Raw genomic sequence first — 16571 nt, forward strand, 5'->3', positions numbered from 1 at the left:
GGTAGGGGTACAGCAACCTGGTACAGCATTGGTACGGCCCAGCCGACGCTACGGACCCGCCGCTATCGGGACAAGTCCGGGGTGTCCCCGGCCGCGTCAGGCCGGCTCGACGACGATGTCGGCGGGCAGCTCCGCCTCAGCATCGTCGCCACGCCGCCCGCCGACGGCCAGGAGCGCCAGCAGTGCGATCACCATGCCGGCCGTCATGATGCCGGCCAGTGCCAGTGCCCCGTTGCCGAGCGCACCGACCAGAGGCGCCACCGCGGCACCGAGACCGAACTGCGCGGCACCCAGCAGCGCGGCAGCGGTGCCTGCCGCATCGGGGTGCCGGGACAGCGCGACCGCGGGCGCGTTGGGCAGCACGAGCCCCATCGCGGTCAGCACGGCGAGCACCGGAATCAGGAACCCGGCCAGGCCGCCGATGTCGGCCACGGTCAACCCCACGAACACCAGACCGGCCACCGACGCCGCGACCAGTGCCGCGACCGTGATGGCCTGCGGCGTGAACCGCCTCAGCAGCACCACGTTGAACTGTGTCGACCCGATCAGCGCGATCGCGCCCGCGGCGAACACGAGCGCGAACGCCTGCTGGTTGAGCCCGTACCGGCCCTGCAGCACGAACGGTGCCGCCGAGATGTAGGCGAACAGCCCGGACATGCCGAGCGCCGCGACGAAAACCAGGATCACGAACCGGGTATCCCGGAGCAGCTCGGCATAGGTGCCGAGAATGCTGCGGACGTGCAGTGGTCTGCGATGGGAGACCTCGAGGGTCTCCGGCAACGCCAGCACCGCCATCAACAGCAGACCGCCCGCGAGCACCACGAGCACCGCGAACACCCAGTGCCAGGAGCCGCGCAGCAGCACCGCGGCGCCCAGGGACGGCGCGAGCACGGGCGCGACCCCGAGCACGAGGATCAACCGGGACATCATGGTTGCGGCGGCCGTTCCGGTGTACAGGTCGCCGACGACGGCGATCGCGACGACCGACGCCGCGGCCGCGCCCATGCCCTGCAGCCCGCGCGCCACACCCAGCGTCGCGATGTTCGGCGCCAGCAGGCACAGCACCGACGCCACCATGTGCAGCACGATGCCTGCCATCAACGGGCGCCTGCGGCCGAGCGAATCCGACAGCGGACCGACGACGAGCTGCCCGAGTGCCAGCCCCGCGAGGGTTCCCGTGAGGGTCAGCTGCGCGACAGACGACGACACCGTCAGTTCGTCGGCGATCCTCGGCAGGGCGGGCAGATACATGTCGATGGTGAGCGGCCCGAGCGCCACGAGTGCACCCAGCACCAGGATCATCCTGATGCGGCTCGGCGTGTCTACCACTCTCGTCTCATCCACGTCGGCCGATGATGCCATGAGGTTAATTAGCCACGCATATCATTTTTTTATTCCAACCGCGCTGACCACGGCCGCAGTGACCAGTGTCACTGCCGGGCACGCGGCGCGGGTTACCGTTCGTTGTTCCGGCGTCAGAAGGCGATAGCCTGGACAGTCAGCCGATGTCCAATCGGTACGCACCTGGGGAGGCCCCGACAGTGAGCGCTCGGTCCACCAAGAGTCAGTTGCCCGCAGTCCGCGACGGTGCGGACGAGGATCCCAGCACCGCGGCCAAGGTGCTGTCGGCCATCATCGAACGCAGCTCACGGGTGCAGGCACCCGCGGTCCGCGCCTATGTGGACCGGCTGCGCAGCCACCAGCCCGACGCCACGCCCGCCGAGATCATCACCAAGCTGGAGAAGCACTACGTGGCCGCGGTGATGGCCAGCGGCGCCGCGGTCGGCTCGGCCGCAGCGTTCCCCGGCATCGGCACGCTGGCCGCGTTGTCGGCCGTGGCCGGCGAGACGGTGGTGTTTCTCGAGGCCACGTCGGTGTTCGTGCTCGCGGTCGCCGAGGTCCACGGCATACCCGCCGAGCACCGCGAACGCCGCCGCGCGCTGGTGCTGTCGGTCCTGGTCGGTGAGGACAGCAAGCACGCGGTCGCCGACCTGCTGGGCAGTGGGCGGACCAGCGGCGCATGGTTGTCCGACGGCGCGGCGACCCTGCCGCTGCCCGCGGTCTCGCAGCTCAACTCACGGCTGCTCAAGTACTTCGTCAAGAAGTACACGCTCAAGCGCGGCGCGATGGCGTTCGGCAAGATGCTGCCGGTCGGCATCGGCGCCGTCGTCGGTGGCGTGGGCAACCGCCTGATGGGCAAGAAGATCGTCGGCAACGCCCGCAAAGCGTTCGGTGCGCCGCCGCCGCGGTGGCCCGCGACGTTGCACGTGCTGCCGCCCGCACAGCCCTGACCCACCCCGGCGTTGCGCCGGCCGGCACAGATGCCCGGTGCCGTGGTCGGCGCGAGGCCAAAGGCGCTAGCCTTTAGGCGGCGGTCAAGCGGGGCTGAACCGCCGTAGCAGAACAGACGAGCGGCGAGCGTTTTGCCAGAGCTTGCCGGACACCAGAATCGAGGCGAGCAGCTGCCGTGACCAGTTCACCTTCACCATTCGGTCAGAACGAGTGGTTGGTAGAGGAGATGTATCGCAAGTTCCGCGAGGATCCCTCTTCGGTGGATCCGAGTTGGCACGAGTTCCTGGTCGACTACTCCCCCGAACCGGCCGCTGACACGTCGGCCGCCAACGGCCAGCCCGCCGCACCGGCGGTGCCGGCCCAGACGACCACCACCGCACCGCCCCCTGCTCCCGCTCCCGCTCCCGCCGCAAAGCCGGCCAAACCGGCAGAGCCTGCCAAGCCGGCGAAGCCCGCCGCGACCGCCCCCGCGCCCGCCGAGGGCGACGAGAACCAGGTGCTGCGTGGCGCGGCGGCGGCCGTGGTCAAGAACATGAACGCGTCGCTGGAGGTGCCGACCGCCACCAGCGTGCGGGCCATCCCGGCCAAGCTGATGATCGACAACCGCATCGTCATCAACAACCACCTCAAGCGCACGCGTGGCGGCAAGATCAGCTTCACCCACCTGCTGGGCTACGCGATCGTGCAGGCGGTCAAGAAGTTCCCGAACATGAACCGGCATTTCGCCGAGGTCAACGGCAAGCCCAACGCCGTCACACCGGCCCACACCAATCTGGGCCTGGCGATCGACCTGCCCGGCAAGGACGGCAGCCGCTCACTGGTCGTGGCGGCCATCAAGCGTTGCGAGACAATGCGTTTCGGCCAGTTCATCGCGGCCTACGAGGACATCGTGCGGCGCGCCCGCGACGGCAAGCTGACGGCCGAGGACTTCTCGGGCGTGACCATCTCGCTGACCAACCCGGGCACCATCGGCACCGTGCACTCGGTGCCGCGGCTCATGGCGGGCCAGGGCGCGATCATCGGCGCCGGCGCCATGGAGTACCCGGCGGAGTTCCAGGGCGCCAGCGAGGAACGCATCAACGAGGTCGGCATCGGCAAGCTGATCACCCTGACCTCGACCTACGACCACCGCATCATCCAGGGTGCGGAGTCGGGCGACTTCCTGCGCACCATCCACCAGTTGCTGCTCGACGACGAGTTCTTCGACGAGATCTTCCGCGAACTCGGCATCCCGTACGAGCCCGTGCGGTGGCGCACCGACAACCCGGACTCGATCACCGACAAGAACGCGCGCATCATCGAGCTGATCGCGGCGTACCGCAACCGCGGTCACCTGATGGCAGACATCGACCCGCTGCGCCTCGACAAGACCCGCTTCCGGTCGCACCCGGACCTCGACGTGCTCACGCACGGCCTGACGCTGTGGGATCTCGACCGCGAGTTCAAGGTCGACGGGTTCGCAGGCAAGCAGTACATGAAGCTGCGCGACGTGCTCTCGGTGCTGCGCGACGCGTACTGCCGCCACGTCGGCGTCGAGTACACCCACATCCTGGAGCCCGAGCAGCAGAAGTGGCTGCAGGAACGCATCGAGATCAAGCACGACAAGCCGACGGTCGCCGAGCAGAAGTACATCCTGTCCAAGCTCAATGCGGCCGAGGCGTTCGAGACCTTCCTGCAGACCAAGTACGTCGGGCAGAAGCGCTTCTCGCTCGAAGGTGCCGAGACCGTCATCCCGATGATGGACGCCGCGATCGACCAGGCCGCCGAACACGGCCTCGACGAGGTCGTGATCGGCATGCCGCACCGCGGCCGGCTCAACGTGCTGGCCAACATCGTGGGCAAGCCCTACTCCCAGATCTTCACCGAGTTCGAGGGCAACCTGAACCCGTCGCAGGCGCACGGCTCCGGTGACGTGAAGTACCACCTGGGCGCGTCGGGCAACTACATCCAGATGTTCGGCGACAACGACATCGAGGTGTCGCTGACGGCCAACCCCAGCCACTTGGAAGCCGTCGACCCCGTCCTGGAGGGACTGGTCCGCGCCAAGCAGGATCTGCTCGACGACGGCGCCGACGCCGAAGGCTCGCAGAGGTTCTCGGTGGTGCCGCTCATGCTGCACGGCGACGCCGCGTTCGCCGGCCAGGGCGTGGTCGCCGAGACGCTGAACCTGGCGTTGCTGCGTGGCTACCGCACCGGCGGCACCATCCACATCGTGGTGAACAACCAGATCGGATTCACCACGGCGCCAACGGATTCCCGCTCCAGCGAGTACTGCACCGATGTGGCCAAGATGATCGGCGCGCCGATCTTCCACGTCAACGGCGACGACCCGGAGGCCTGCGCCTGGGTGGCGCGCCTGGCCATCGACTTCCGCCAGGCGTTCAAGAAGGACGTCGTCATCGACATGCTGTGCTACCGCCGCCGCGGGCACAACGAGGGCGACGACCCGTCGATGACCCAGCCGTACATGTATGACGTCATCGACACCAAGCGCGGCTCCCGCAAGGCCTACACCGAAGCCCTGATCGGCCGCGGTGACATCTCGATGAAAGAGGCCGAGGACGCCCTGCGTGATTACCAGGGCCAGCTGGAGCGGGTTTTCAACGAGGTCCGTGAGCTGGAGAAGCACGCGGCCGAACCGAGCGAATCGGTGGAGGCCGACCAGCAGATCCCGCAGCGGCTCGCGACGGCGGTGGACAAGTCACTGCTGGCGCGCATCGGCGACGCACACCTGGCGTTGCCGGATGGCTTCACGGTGCATCCACGCGTCAAGCCTGTCCTGGAGAAGCGTCGGGAGATGGCTTACGAAGGCAAGATCGACTGGGCCTTCGCCGAGCTGCTGGCCCTCGGATCGCTCGTCGCCGAAGGCAAGCTGGTCAGACTCTCGGGTCAGGACACGCAGCGCGGCACCTTCACACAGCGCCACGCCGTCATCGTCGACCGCAAGACCGGCGAAGAGTTCACGCCGCTGCAGCTGCTGGCCACCAACACCGACGGCACCCCCACCGGCGGCAAGTTCCTGGTGTACAACTCCGCGCTGTCCGAGTACGCCGCGGTCGGCTTCGAGTACGGCTACTCGGTGGGCAACCCCGACGCCATGGTGTTGTGGGAGGCGCAGTTCGGCGACTTCGTCAACGGCGCCCAGTCGATCATCGACGAGTTCATCAGCTCCGGCGAGGCCAAGTGGGGCCAGCTCTCCGACGTCGTGCTGCTGCTGCCGCACGGCCACGAAGGCCAGGGCCCCGACCACACGTCGGGCCGCATCGAGCGCTTCCTGCAGCTGTGGGCCGAGGGTTCGATGACCATCGCGGTGCCGTCGACCCCGGCCAACTACTTCCACCTGCTGCGCCGCCACGGCCTCGACGGCATCCAGCGCCCGCTGATCGTGTTCACGCCGAAGTCGATGCTGCGCAACAAGGCCGCCGTCAGCGACATCCGCGACTTCACCGAGAACAAGTTCCGCTCGGTGCTGGAGGAGCCCACGTACACCGACGGTGACGGCGACCGCGGCAAGGTGCGGCGGGTCGTGCTGTGCAGCGGCAAGATCTACTACGACCTCGTCGCCCGCAAGGCCAAGGACAACCGTGACGACGTCGCGATCGTTCGTCTCGAACAACTCGCGCCGCTGCCCAAGCGCCGCCTGGCCGAGACGCTGGACCGCTACCCCAACGTCACGGAGAAGTTCTGGGTGCAGGAGGAACCGGCAAACCAGGGTGCCTGGCCGTCGTTGGGTCTGACGCTGCCCGAGGTGCTGCCCGACTACTTCACCGGCATCAAGCGCATCTCGCGCCGGGCCATGAGCGCGCCGTCCTCGGGTTCGTCGAAGGTGCACGCGGTCGAACAGCAGGAGATCATCGACGAGGTGTTCGCCTCGTAGGAGGTTCCGAACTCGACGAAAAGGTCGCGGTCACCTGGGTGACAGCGACCTTTTCGTCGAAGCGGGCGCGGACGCATTCGAATCACCGCGCGCACAACCCTGGGCGGCCCACGGACAGGCGGCTACCCATCTAGGGTGACTATCGCAGCTGACCCGGTCGCTTCCGCGGCGCCGCACGACGCGAAGGCAGTACGCACCGCCGTGCTGGCGAGCGTCGTGGGAACCACCATCGAGTGGTACGACTTCTTCCTCTACGCGACAGCGGCCAGCCTGGTCTTCAACCATGCGTTCTTCCCCGACCAGAGCTCGTATGTGGGCACCATGCTGGCGTTCGCGACGTTCGCGGTCGGGTTCGTCGTGCGGCCCATCGGTGGCTTCGTGTTCGGCCACGTCGGCGACCGGATCGGCCGTAAGCGCACCCTCGCGCTGACGATGCTGCTGATGGGTGGCGCGACAGCGCTGATGGGCCTGTTGCCGACGGCCGCGCAGATCGGGGTGCTCGCACCGATCCTGTTGCTGGTGTTGCGCGTCGTCCAGGGTTTCGCACTCGGCGGCGAATGGGGCGGTGCGGTGCTGCTGGCCGTCGAACACAGCCCGCGCCACCGCCGCGGCCTGTTCGGCAGCATCCCGCAAGTCGGGTTGGCGCTCGGGCTGGCCCTTGGCACGGGCGTGTTCGTGGTGCTGCAGCTCGCGCTGTCCGCCGAGGCGTTCCAGTCTTACGGCTGGCGCATCGCATTCCTCATCAGCATCGTTCTGGTGATCTTCGGTGTGGTGGTGCGGTTCCGGGTCGCCGAGACTCCGGCGTTCGAGCAGATCCGCCGCGACGACGACCGGGCCTCGGTGCCGCTGCGAGAGATCTTCACGCCGCCGACACTGCGGTCGACGGTGCTCGGCCTGCTGTCGCGCTGGGGCGAGGGCGCGGCGTTCAACACGTGGGGCGTTTTCACGATCTCGTATGCGACCGCGACGCTGCATCTCGGGAAGGTTCCGGTGCTGGTCGTGGTGACGGCCGCGGCGGTGCTGATGGCGGTGCTGCTGCCGGTTTCGGGTCTGCTGGCCGACCGGTTCAGTCCCCGCACGGTCTACGCAAGTGGCATCGCCGCGTACGGCCTCGTGGTGTTCCCGGCGTTCCTGCTGTTCGGCACGCGCAGCATCGCGGCCTATGCGGTGGGAATGCTGTTGGCGTTCGGCGTGATTCACGCGTGGTTCTACGGTGCACAGGGCACGCTGTACGCGTCGCTGTTCCCGACGCGCACGCGCTACACGGGACTGTCGACGGTGTATCAGCTCTCTGGCGTGTACGCGTCGGGGCTGACCCCGCTGATCCTGACCGCGCTGATCGCGACGGGCGACGGCAGGCCCTGGTACGCGTGCGCCTATCTGGTCGGTACGGCGGCCATCAGCGTGGTCGCGACGCTGCTGCTGAAACCACAGCACTGACCTAGCGAGTCAGGACCACCGGGCCGGCTTCGGTGATCGCGATGGTGTTCTCGGTGTGGGCGGTGCGGGATCCGTCGGCGGACCTGATCGTCCAGCCGTCGCGGTCGAAGACGATGCGATTGCTGGTGCGTGCCCACCATGGCTCGAGCGCAAGTGTCATTCCGGGACGCAGGCGCATGCCGCGTCCGGGCTTGCCGCGGTTGGGAACGTGCGGATCCTCGTGCATGGTGCGGCCGAGGCCGTGTCCGCCGAACTCGAGGTTGACGGGATACCCGTACTCCGCGGCGACGGCGCCGATGGCCGCGGAGATGTCCCCGAGCCGGCCGCCGGGTTGCGCGGCCGCGGTGCCCGCCGCGAGGGCCTCCTCGGTCGAGCGGACCAGCCGCACGTCTTCTTCGGCGGGCGTCCCGACGATCACCGTGCGTGCGGCATCGGCGACCCAGCCGTCTATCGAGACCGCAAAATCCATGCTGAGCACGTCACCGTCACGCAGTACGTAGTCGAACGGGAGCCCGTGCAGCACAGCGTCGTTCACCGACAAGCAGATCACGTTGCGGAACGGCCCCCTGCCGAACGACGGGGCATAGTCCCAGTAGCAGGACTGCGCGCCACGGCGTTTGACCATGTCGCGCGCCCGGTGTTCGAGGTCGAGGAGATTCAGCCCGACATCGGCCATCGCGCTGAGCTCGGTGAGCACCTCGGCGACGAACCGCCCGGTGGTTCGCATCTGCTCGATTTCGGCGCTCGTCTTGAGTTCGATCACGTGGCACTCTCCTCCGCTGGTATTTAAATACCGATGCGAGCCTAGCGGTATTTGAATACCGGCGCTAGGGTGGGTCCGTGGTCCGTACCCCGCTGAGCCCAGACCAGGTTGCCGCAGGCCGCAGGCTCGGCGCCGCGCTGCGGAGCGCGCGCGGCCCCCGGACCCTCGAAGACGTCGCACGCGGCGCGGGCATATCTCCCGAGACGTTGCGCAAGATCGAAACCGGCCGGTTGCCGTCCCCCGCGTTCGGCACCATCGTGGGACTGAGCGACGCACTGGGCCTGCCGCTGGAGACGCTGGCCGCGGTGTGGCGGCCCGCGACCGCCGCCGCGTCCTAGCCACCACGCCGAGCCCATGTAAACGGGACCGCAGGTACCGGTTAGTCTCGACAGCAGTCAAGACACGCAAGGGAGTGTGGGCATGGAGGGCTTTGCCGGGAAAGTCGCCGTCGTCACCGGCGCGGGATCGGGTATCGGCCAGGCGCTGGCCATCGAGCTGGGCCGCTCGGGCGCCAAGCTGGCCATCAGCGACGTAGACACCGAGGGCCTGGCCGTCACAGAGGAACGGCTCAAGGCCATCGGAGCGCCGGTGAAGGCCGACCGGCTCGACGTCACCGAGCGCGAGGCGTTCGAGCTGTACGCGAGCGCCGTCGTCGAACATTTCGGCAAGGTCAACCAGATCTACAACAACGCCGGGATCGCGTTCACCGGCGATGTCGAGGTCACCAGCTACAAGGACATCGAGCGCGTGATGGACGTCGACTTCTGGGGTGTCGTCAACGGCACCAAGGCGTTCCTGCCGCACCTGATCGCCTCGGGCGACGGCCACGTGGTCAACGTCTCGAGCATCTTCGGGCTGTTCGCGGTGCCGGGCCAGGCCGCCTACAACTCGGCGAAGTTCGCGGTGCGCGGGTTCACCGAAGCCCTGCGCCAGGAGATGGCCCTGGCCAAACATCCGGTCAAGGTGACCACCGTGCATCCGGGCGGCATCAAGACCGCGATCGCGCGCAACGCGACCGCGGCCGAAGGCCTCGACCCCCAGGAACTGGCCAAGGTTTTCGACAAGAAGCTTGCCAACACCTCACCGCAGCGAGCGGCCAAGATCATCCTGGAAGCCGTCCGCAAGAACCGGGCTCGCGTGCTGGTCGGCCCCGACGCCAAGTTCCTCGACCTGGTGGTGCGGGTGACCGGTTCGGGCTATCAGCGGCTGTTCTCGACGGCCATGTCCCGGATCCTGCCCTACTGAGCCACCGAGTCACCTCTTCTGCGCGAGCCAAGGTCAGTGACCGAGCGGGTTGGCCTGCAGGAAATCTTCGGCGACCGCACGCGCGTCGGCCCCCTCGGCGACCTTGCGCCGCATGTCCGCCAGCGAGCCAGTGTCGAGCACGCCGGCGATCTCGTTGAGCGCGAGGATCTGCCGTTCGGACAGTGCGTTGCGCCGGTAGAGCGGGATCAGGTTCTCGGCCCGGATCAACGCCGTGCGATCGGCGAGCGCCACGAATTCCGACGGGATCTCGGGATCCGCGGTCGTGGCCCAGGCCGCGTTGATCGTGCCCTGCCGCAGCGCTGCGAAAAGGCTTTCCCGGTCCGCGAATTCGCGTACCTTGCGTGGCACGCAGATGCCGATCGACGACGGCGGATGCGAGCCCGCCACCGCGCCGGGCACCACCTTGTCGCAGTTGCGGCGCAGCACCGACAGGTCGGTGCCGCCCCACGCCGACGCAGTCGCCTCGGTGACCACCATCGCGGGCTTGTCCTGCGCCGACATGGTGTAGTCACCCGCCGCTACGCCTTCGGGCAGGACCGACACCAGATCGCGGTACACCTGCTCGTCGGAGTGGGCGACCGCGTCGGGGTCGAACAACCGCAGCAGCTGCCCGGTGAACCCGGGCAGCACCGTCACCTCACCCGAGTCCAGCGCATCGAGCGCCCCCTTGACGGCGGTCACCTCGGCGGGCGTGCCGTAGTAGCGCAGCGCGGCCGCATACAGCTGGCCGACCAGTGCCGACTCCGGGCCGGACCCGGACCCGACCATCATGGGCTGGGCCGGTCGGTGCCCACCGCAGCCGGCGATCACCAGCGCCAGCAACGCCAACACCAGCACCAGTGGACGGCGCACCGACAAACTCAGCCCTCTGACGCGGCCGCGACGGCTGCCGCGACGGCCGGCCCGACCCGCGGATCCAACGCACTCGGCACGATGTGGTCGACCGCGAGGTCGTCGCCGACCACGGAGAAGATTGCCTCGGCCGCGGCGACCTTCATCGCTTCGGTGATCCGCCGCGCGCCCGCGTCGAGCGCACCCCGGAACACGCCGGGGAAGGCCAGCACGTTGTTGATCTGGTTGGGGAAGTCGCTGCGGCCGGTCGCGACCACGGCTGCGTACTTGCGGGCCGCATCCGGGTGGATCTCGGGGTCCGGATTGGACAGCGCGAAGACGATTCCGCCGGGAGCCATCGTGGCGATGAGTTCCTCGGGCACGATGCCCGCGGACACCCCGAGGAAGACGTCGGCACCGGCCAGCGCCTCTGCCACGCCGCCGGTGAGCCCGCGCGGATTGGTCCGTTCGGCCAGCTCGTTCTTGAAGGAGTTCATGCCTTCGCGATCGGTGTGCACGATGCCCTGCGAGTCCAGCACCGTGATGTCGGTGATGCCCTTGGCCAGCAGGATGTTGGTGCAGGCGACGCCCGCGGCGCCCGCGCCCGACACGACAACCTTGAGCTCGTGCATGTCGCGCTCCAGCACCTTGGTGGCGCCGAGCAGTGCCGCCAGCACCACGATCGCGGTGCCGTGCTGGTCGTCGTGCATCACGGGGCAATCGAGCGCCTCGATGACGCGTCGCTCGATCTCGAAGCACCGCGGCGCCGAGATGTCCTCCAGGTTCACCGCACCGAAGGTCGGACGCAGCCGGATCAGGGTCTCGACGATCTCGTCGGGATCCTTCGTGTCGAGCACGATCGGGATCGAGTCGAGCCCCGCGAACGACTTGAACAGTGCGCTCTTGCCCTCCATCACCGGCAGCGACGCCGCGGGGCCGATGTCGCCAAGGCCGAGCACGGCGCTGCCGTCACTGACCACGGCGACGAGGCGGTTGGCCCACGTGTACTTGGCGGCGAGGGTGTGATCGGTGGCGATGGCCCGGCTCACCTGGGCAACCCCCGGCGTGTAGGCGATCGACAATGCGCGCTGGGTGTCCAGCGGCGACTTCAGCTCGACCGAGAGCTTTCCGCCTTCATGAGCCGCGAAGATCTCGGCGTCTTCGACGACTACTTGCGGGGTACGCACCATTTCAGACACGGCGCAAGGGTACTTCACAGGCCTAACTCACAGGGGCGGGTTCCCCGTCGGTGAGCAGCCGGTAACAGGACTCGCGCGTACCATTCAGATGGCTCGATCCGGTCCAGTCCACGGTCCAACGGGAGGCTCAGCGAATGCCGTCATTCCGCGCGCTACCGCCCTCCCTGCTGCGGCCGGCCTCCCGGTCGCGCGCCGCGACGAGCACCGATGCCAAGGCCATTCACGTCCCGGTGGCCCGGGCCATGGTGGACTGCGGGGTGTACTGCGACGGCGGACGGCTGCCCGGCAAATACACGCACGCCGCCGCGCTCACCAAGGTCCGAGAGTTGGAGGCCGAAGGCAAGCGCGCGTTCGTCTGGATCGGACTGCACGAACCCGACGAGTTCCAGATGCAAGCGGTCGCGGATGTTTTCGGGCTGCACGAGCTGGCCGTCGAGGATGCCGTCCACGCCCACCAGCGCCCGAAACTGGAGCGGTACGACAAGACGCTGTTCCTGGTGCTCAAGACCATCAACTACGTCGAGCACGAATCGGTGGCCAACGCCCGCGAGATCGTCGAGACCGGCGAGATCATGATCTTCGTCGGGCCGGACTTCGTGGTGACCGTCCGCCACGGTGAACACGGCGGGCTGGCCGGGGTGCGCAAACGGCTCGACTCCACACCGGCCATCCTCAAACTGGGCCCGTTCGCGGTCATGCACGCGATCGCCGACCACGTCGTGGACCACTACCTCGATGTCACCGATCTCATCGAGACCGACATCGATCAGATGGAAGAAGACATCTTCTCGCCGCTCACGCAGACCAACATCGAGTGCATCTACCTGCTCAAGCGCGAAGTGGTCGAGATGCGCAGGGCGGTCGGCCCGCTCACGCTGGCGCTGCAGCGGCTGCTCAGCGACCACAACGACCTGATCTCGGTCGAGGTGCGCCGGTACATGCGCGACGTGCACGACCACAACGTGCAGGCCTCGGAGCGGGTCACGAGCTACGACGACATGCTCAGCTCACTCGTGCAGGCCGCGCTCGGCAAGGTCGCGATGCAGCAGAACGTCGACATGCGCAAGATCTCGGCCTATGTGGCGATCGCGGCCGTGCCGACCATGATCGCGGGCATCTACGGCATGAACTTCGAACACATGCCCGAACTCAAAGAGGTCTGGGGCTATCCCGCGGTCCTCGCCCTGATGGTCGCCATCTGCGCGTTCCTCTACGCCACGTTCCGCCGCAACCACTGGCTCTAACTGGGTGACGCGGCCCGCCGGGTGGGGTCCAGCACGTCCACCCCGTCCGTCTGCCATGCCTCGCGCATCGCGTCGGCCCCCTTCAGCCGCACCCACGCGGCCTCGGTCGGGGTGATCGGCGTCGCCGCCAGCACGGCCACGGGCGACAACGGCTCCGGCAGGGCGACCTCACCGATAGCGCTGGGGCCCAACAGGAATGCCGTGAACGGTGCCGCTTCGAACAGCGGGGTCTCCAAGTCGACCAGCGCGTCGGGCTCCAGGATCAGCCCCTCGACCGCGGGCGCGGCAGCCAGCACGGCCAGCGACCGGGCCAGCCCCGACGGGGTCGGCCCCCGCAGCGACACCGTCACCTCGGCGCGCGGACCCCGGATCGGATCCGACACCAGCTCGGTGGGGTCGAACATCGGGTGCCGCGAACATCCAAGCGTCACATAGTGATACACGTCCTCGGCGGCTGCGCTCAGATCCGGGCCGAACCGCAGCACGTCGACACGTTCGGTACCGAGGAACGTGACGCTGGCGCTCACGGGTTCGGCGGTGATGCCCGCCGCCGAGTAATACTCGGTCAGCCTGTCCCGCACCGCGGCCAGAACGTCGATCACTCGGAATCGGTGGTTTCGCCGGACTTCTCGGTCGCAGTGTCGTCGGAGTCGGTGTCCTGTGCGTCGGCGTCGGGTGTCTCGGCGGCGGGTTCGGCGTCTTCGACGGGCGCCTCGGCGGGCGCCTCCGTCTCGACGACCCGGGTCAGGTTGATGCCGGTGTCCGCGTCGAAGATCACCAGTTTGGACGTATCGAAGGCGAGCTCGACCTGCTGACCCGCTGTCACCTTCGATTCTGCGGAAACCCTTGCCACGAACTCGTTTTCCCCGGCACCCGAGTCGGCCGCCAACTCGGCCAGCTGGGCGGCCTGGGCGCCTGCGCCCTCGGTGGTGAAGTGGACGTATTTGTCCGCGCCGAGGGATTCCACGATGTCGGCACGCACCGTGAAGCTCAGTGCCCGGATCCGGGCGTACCCGTCGAGCAGCGACGCGTCCTCCAGGTGCTCGGGGCGGATCCCGACGATGATGTTCTTGGACTGCCGATGGCGGGCCAGCTGATCGTGCACGGCCTGGGTAAGGGTGACCTCGCCGAACGGCAGGCGCACGCCCACGTCGGTGAATGTGGCCGGGAAGAAGTTCATCGCGGGTGAGCCGATGAAACCGGCGACGAACAGGTTGGCCGGGTTGGTGTACAGCTCGTCGGGCGTGCCGATCTGCTGTACCTCGCCGGCCAGCAGCACCACCACGCGGTCGCCCAACGTCATGGCCTCGGTCTGGTCGTGCGTGACGTAGACCGTCGTGGTGCCCAGCCGGCTCTGCAACCGGGCGATCTCGGCACGCATCTGCACGCGCAGCTTGGCGTCGAGGTTCGACAGCGGCTCGTCCATCAGGAATGCCTTGGGGCTGCGCACGATTGCGCGTCCCATCGCGACGCGCTGCCGCTGACCACCGGACAGCTGCGCGGGCTTGCGGTCCAGCAGTTCGGTGAGGTCGAGGATCTTGGCGGTCTCCTCGACCTTGGCCGCGATCTGGTCCTTCTTGAGTTTGGCCAGGGTCAGCGGGAATGCGATGTTCTGCCGCACCGTCATGTGCGGGTACAGCGCGTAGGACTGGAACACCATGGCGATGTCGCGGTCTTTGGGGGCCTTGTCATTGACCCGCTGGCCGCCGATGCGCAGCTCGCCCGACGAGATGTCCTCAAGTCCGGCAATCATGTTCAGCGTCGTCGACTTACCGCATCCCGACGGCCCCACCAGGATGATGAACTCGCCGTCGGCGATCGTCATCGAGAATTCCTTGACGGCCTGCCTGACACCGCCTGCGCCGTCTGGGTAACTCTTGGTCACCCGGTCCAACACGATTTCGGCCATCGACCTACCCCTTTACCGCACCGGATGTCAGGCCAGCGACGATCCGCCGCTGGAAGATGAGAACAAAGATGATGATCGGGATGGTGATGACCATCGCGCCCGCCGCGATCGACCCCGTCGGCTCCTCGAACTGCGAACTGCCCGTGAAGTTCGCGATCGCCACCGGCGCGGTGATCGCGCGCTGGGTCGCGGTGAGCGACAACGCCAGCAGCAGGTCGTTCCACGCGAAGATGAACACCAGGATGGCCGCGGTCACGATGCCCGGCGCCGCCAACGGCGCGATCACCTTGCGGAACGCCTGGGCCGGCGTGGCGCCGTCCATCTTCGCGGCCTTCTCCAGATCCCAGGGGATCTCCCGGAAGAACGCCGAGAGCGTGTAGATCGCCAACGGCAGCGCGAACGTGATGTACGGGATGATCAGCCCGGGCCAGGTGTCGAACAGCCCGAGTGCGCGCTCGATGTTGAACAGCGGTGTCACCAGTGAGACCTGCGGGAACATCGCGATCAGCAGGGCCACGCCGACCAGCAGGCGCTTACCCGGAAACGCCAGCCGGGCCACGGCGTAGGCCGCCATGCCGCCGACGATCACCGCGATCACCGTGGTGATCAGCCCGATGCCGATCGAGTTGACCAACGCCGAGGTGAACATGTCACCCGTGAAGATGCCCTTGTAGTTGTCGAACGTGATCTGAGCCGGAATCAGCTTGCCGTCCTTGACACTTGAGGTCGGCTTCAGCGACAGCGACAGGATCCACAGCACCGGCAGCAGTGCGTAGACGACCACCAGGATGTTGATCAGGCCCCAGCCGGTGGCTCGCCGCGCGTTCACCCGTTCGCTCATCGGTTTCCCTCCGCGTCTGCACCGGGCGCCGACGCACCGAAGACCTTGATGAAGACGAACGCGATGACGGCCACCGACAGGAAGATCAACACGCTGATGGCCGAACCCAATCCGAGGTTGAACGCCTTGAACAGGTTGTCGTAGCCGAGGATCGAGACCGAACCGGTGTTGTTGGCGCCACCGGTGAGGACGTAGATGTTGTCGAAGATCCGGAACGCGTCGAGCGTACGGAACAGCAGCGCGACCAGGATGGCCGGTTTGATCAGCGGCAGAATCACTTTCACCAGCCGCTTCCACGCGCCCGCGCCGTCGACCTGCGCGGCGTTGAGCAGATCCTGCGGCACCAGAGCCAGGCCGGCGAGCAACAGCAGCGCCATGAACGGCGTGGTCTTCCACACCTCCGCGAGAATCACGATGGCGAGCGACGGCAGCTGTTCGGTCAGCGGTGCACTGCCCTCGGGCAGCAGATTGGCCAGGTATCCGGTGCCGGGTGTCCAGGCGTAGTACCAGCTGTAGGACGCCGCGACGGTCACGATGCCGTACGGGATGAGGATCGCCGTACGCACCGTGCCCTTGCCGAAGATCGTGCGGTGCATGACGAGTGCCAGCGCCATACCGAGCACGAACTCGATCGACACCGAGATGACCGTGATGGCGAGCGTCACCACGAACGCCGTCCACCAGTATCGGTCGGTGAGGATGGTCTGGTAGTTGGCGAGCCCGACGAACGCGGTGTCCCCCGGCGCGGCGAGGTTGTAGCGCTGCAGGCTCAGCCAGATCGCGTACCCGATCGGGTAGGCCGTGACCGCGAGCATCAGGGTGACCGCGGGCGCGATGAGCGCGAACGCCAACCGCCGTTCGGACTTGCGGTCGTCGCTTATCGGAGCTGTCATGTCGACTCCTCGCGCA

General features: G+C 67.5%; 14 protein-coding genes. 6 read left to right on the plus strand and 8 right to left on the minus strand.

The window, feature by feature from the left end:
- Nucleotides 1-96 precede the first annotated feature (96 nt).
- Nucleotides 97-1362 carry a multidrug effflux MFS transporter gene (locus G6N67_RS01730; protein WP_036437526.1) on the minus strand — a complete coding sequence of 422 codons (1266 nt, stop codon included), beginning with the start codon at nt 1360-1362 and terminating at the stop codon, nt 97-99.
- Nucleotides 1363-1541: 179 nt separating this feature from the next.
- Between G6N67_RS01730 and G6N67_RS01735 the strand changes: the two genes are divergently transcribed.
- From G6N67_RS01735 to G6N67_RS01745, 3 genes are all read left to right on the plus strand, one after another.
- Nucleotides 1542-2291, plus strand: a complete 750-nt coding sequence (locus G6N67_RS01735) for a hypothetical protein (protein WP_036437529.1) — start codon at nt 1542-1544, stop codon at nt 2289-2291.
- Between the two features lie 176 nt (nt 2292-2467).
- Nucleotides 2468-6169, plus strand: coding sequence for a multifunctional oxoglutarate decarboxylase/oxoglutarate dehydrogenase thiamine pyrophosphate-binding subunit/dihydrolipoyllysine-residue succinyltransferase subunit (locus G6N67_RS01740; RefSeq protein ID WP_036437531.1), 3702 nt, complete (start codon nt 2468-2470; stop codon nt 6167-6169).
- Nucleotides 6170-6304: 135 nt separating this feature from the next.
- Entirely contained in the window at nt 6305-7609 is a 1305-nt protein-coding gene (locus G6N67_RS01745; RefSeq protein WP_036437534.1) for an MFS transporter, read from the plus strand.
- Nucleotide 7610: 1 nt separating this feature from the next.
- On the opposite strand, the gene map is transcribed toward G6N67_RS01745, so the two are convergent.
- A complete protein-coding gene (gene map / locus G6N67_RS01750) occupies nt 7611-8372 on the minus strand; it encodes a type I methionyl aminopeptidase (protein WP_036437536.1) in 762 nt (253 codons plus the stop codon).
- Between the two features lie 77 nt (nt 8373-8449).
- On the opposite strand from map, the gene G6N67_RS01755 reads away from it, so the two are divergent.
- Both G6N67_RS01755 and G6N67_RS01760 read left to right on the plus strand, forming a co-directional pair.
- A complete protein-coding gene (locus G6N67_RS01755; RefSeq protein ID WP_036437539.1) occupies nt 8450-8710 on the plus strand; it encodes a helix-turn-helix domain-containing protein in 261 nt (86 codons plus the stop codon).
- An 82-nt stretch (nt 8711-8792) separates the two neighbouring features.
- Nucleotides 8793-9617, plus strand: a complete 825-nt coding sequence (locus G6N67_RS01760; RefSeq protein WP_036437541.1) for an SDR family NAD(P)-dependent oxidoreductase — start codon at nt 8793-8795, stop codon at nt 9615-9617.
- 33 nt (nt 9618-9650) lie between these two features.
- On the opposite strand, the gene G6N67_RS01765 is transcribed toward G6N67_RS01760, so the two are convergent.
- Together G6N67_RS01765 and G6N67_RS01770 are read right to left on the minus strand one after the other, a co-directional pair.
- The gene (locus G6N67_RS01765) at nt 9651-10490 is read right to left on the minus strand and encodes a glycine betaine ABC transporter substrate-binding protein (protein ID WP_036437543.1); all 840 of its coding nucleotides are present in this window, start codon (nt 10488-10490) and stop codon (nt 9651-9653) included.
- Between the two features lie 8 nt (nt 10491-10498).
- Complete coding sequence (locus G6N67_RS01770; RefSeq protein ID WP_036437546.1) at nt 10499-11659, minus strand: NAD(P)-dependent malic enzyme; 1161 nt, start codon at nt 11657-11659, stop codon at nt 10499-10501.
- A gap of 143 nt (nt 11660-11802) precedes the next feature.
- Here G6N67_RS01770 and corA point away from each other — a divergent pair, with 143 nt between their 5' ends.
- Nucleotides 11803-12912, plus strand: coding sequence for a magnesium/cobalt transporter CorA (gene corA, locus G6N67_RS01775; RefSeq protein WP_036437548.1), 1110 nt, complete (start codon nt 11803-11805; stop codon nt 12910-12912).
- On the opposite strand, the gene G6N67_RS01780 is transcribed toward corA, so the two are convergent.
- Genes G6N67_RS01780 through G6N67_RS01795 form a run of 4 tightly spaced genes read right to left on the minus strand, consistent with a single transcriptional unit; the run spans nt 12909 to nt 16555 of the window.
- Nucleotides 12909-13514, minus strand: a complete 606-nt coding sequence (locus G6N67_RS01780; protein ID WP_036437550.1) for a suppressor of fused domain protein — start codon at nt 13512-13514, stop codon at nt 12909-12911. The genes corA and G6N67_RS01780 overlap by 4 nt on opposite strands.
- Entirely contained in the window at nt 13511-14821 is a 1311-nt protein-coding gene (locus G6N67_RS01785) for an ABC transporter ATP-binding protein (protein WP_036437554.1), read from the minus strand. The genes G6N67_RS01780 and G6N67_RS01785 overlap by 4 nt, the downstream gene beginning before the upstream one ends.
- A 4-nt stretch (nt 14822-14825) precedes the next feature.
- Nucleotides 14826-15650 carry a carbohydrate ABC transporter permease gene (locus tag G6N67_RS01790; RefSeq protein ID WP_179976838.1) on the minus strand — a complete coding sequence of 275 codons (825 nt, stop codon included), beginning with the start codon at nt 15648-15650 and terminating at the stop codon, nt 14826-14828.
- A gap of 8 nt (nt 15651-15658) precedes the next feature.
- Nucleotides 15659-16555 carry a carbohydrate ABC transporter permease gene (locus G6N67_RS01795; RefSeq protein WP_036437560.1) on the minus strand — a complete coding sequence of 299 codons (897 nt, stop codon included), beginning with the start codon at nt 16553-16555 and terminating at the stop codon, nt 15659-15661.
- Nucleotides 16556-16571 lie beyond the last annotated feature (16 nt).

Origin of the sequence: Mycolicibacterium mageritense (assembly GCF_010727475.1) — a bacterium.
GTDB classification, from domain to species: domain Bacteria; phylum Actinomycetota; class Actinomycetes; order Mycobacteriales; family Mycobacteriaceae; genus Mycobacterium; species Mycobacterium mageritense.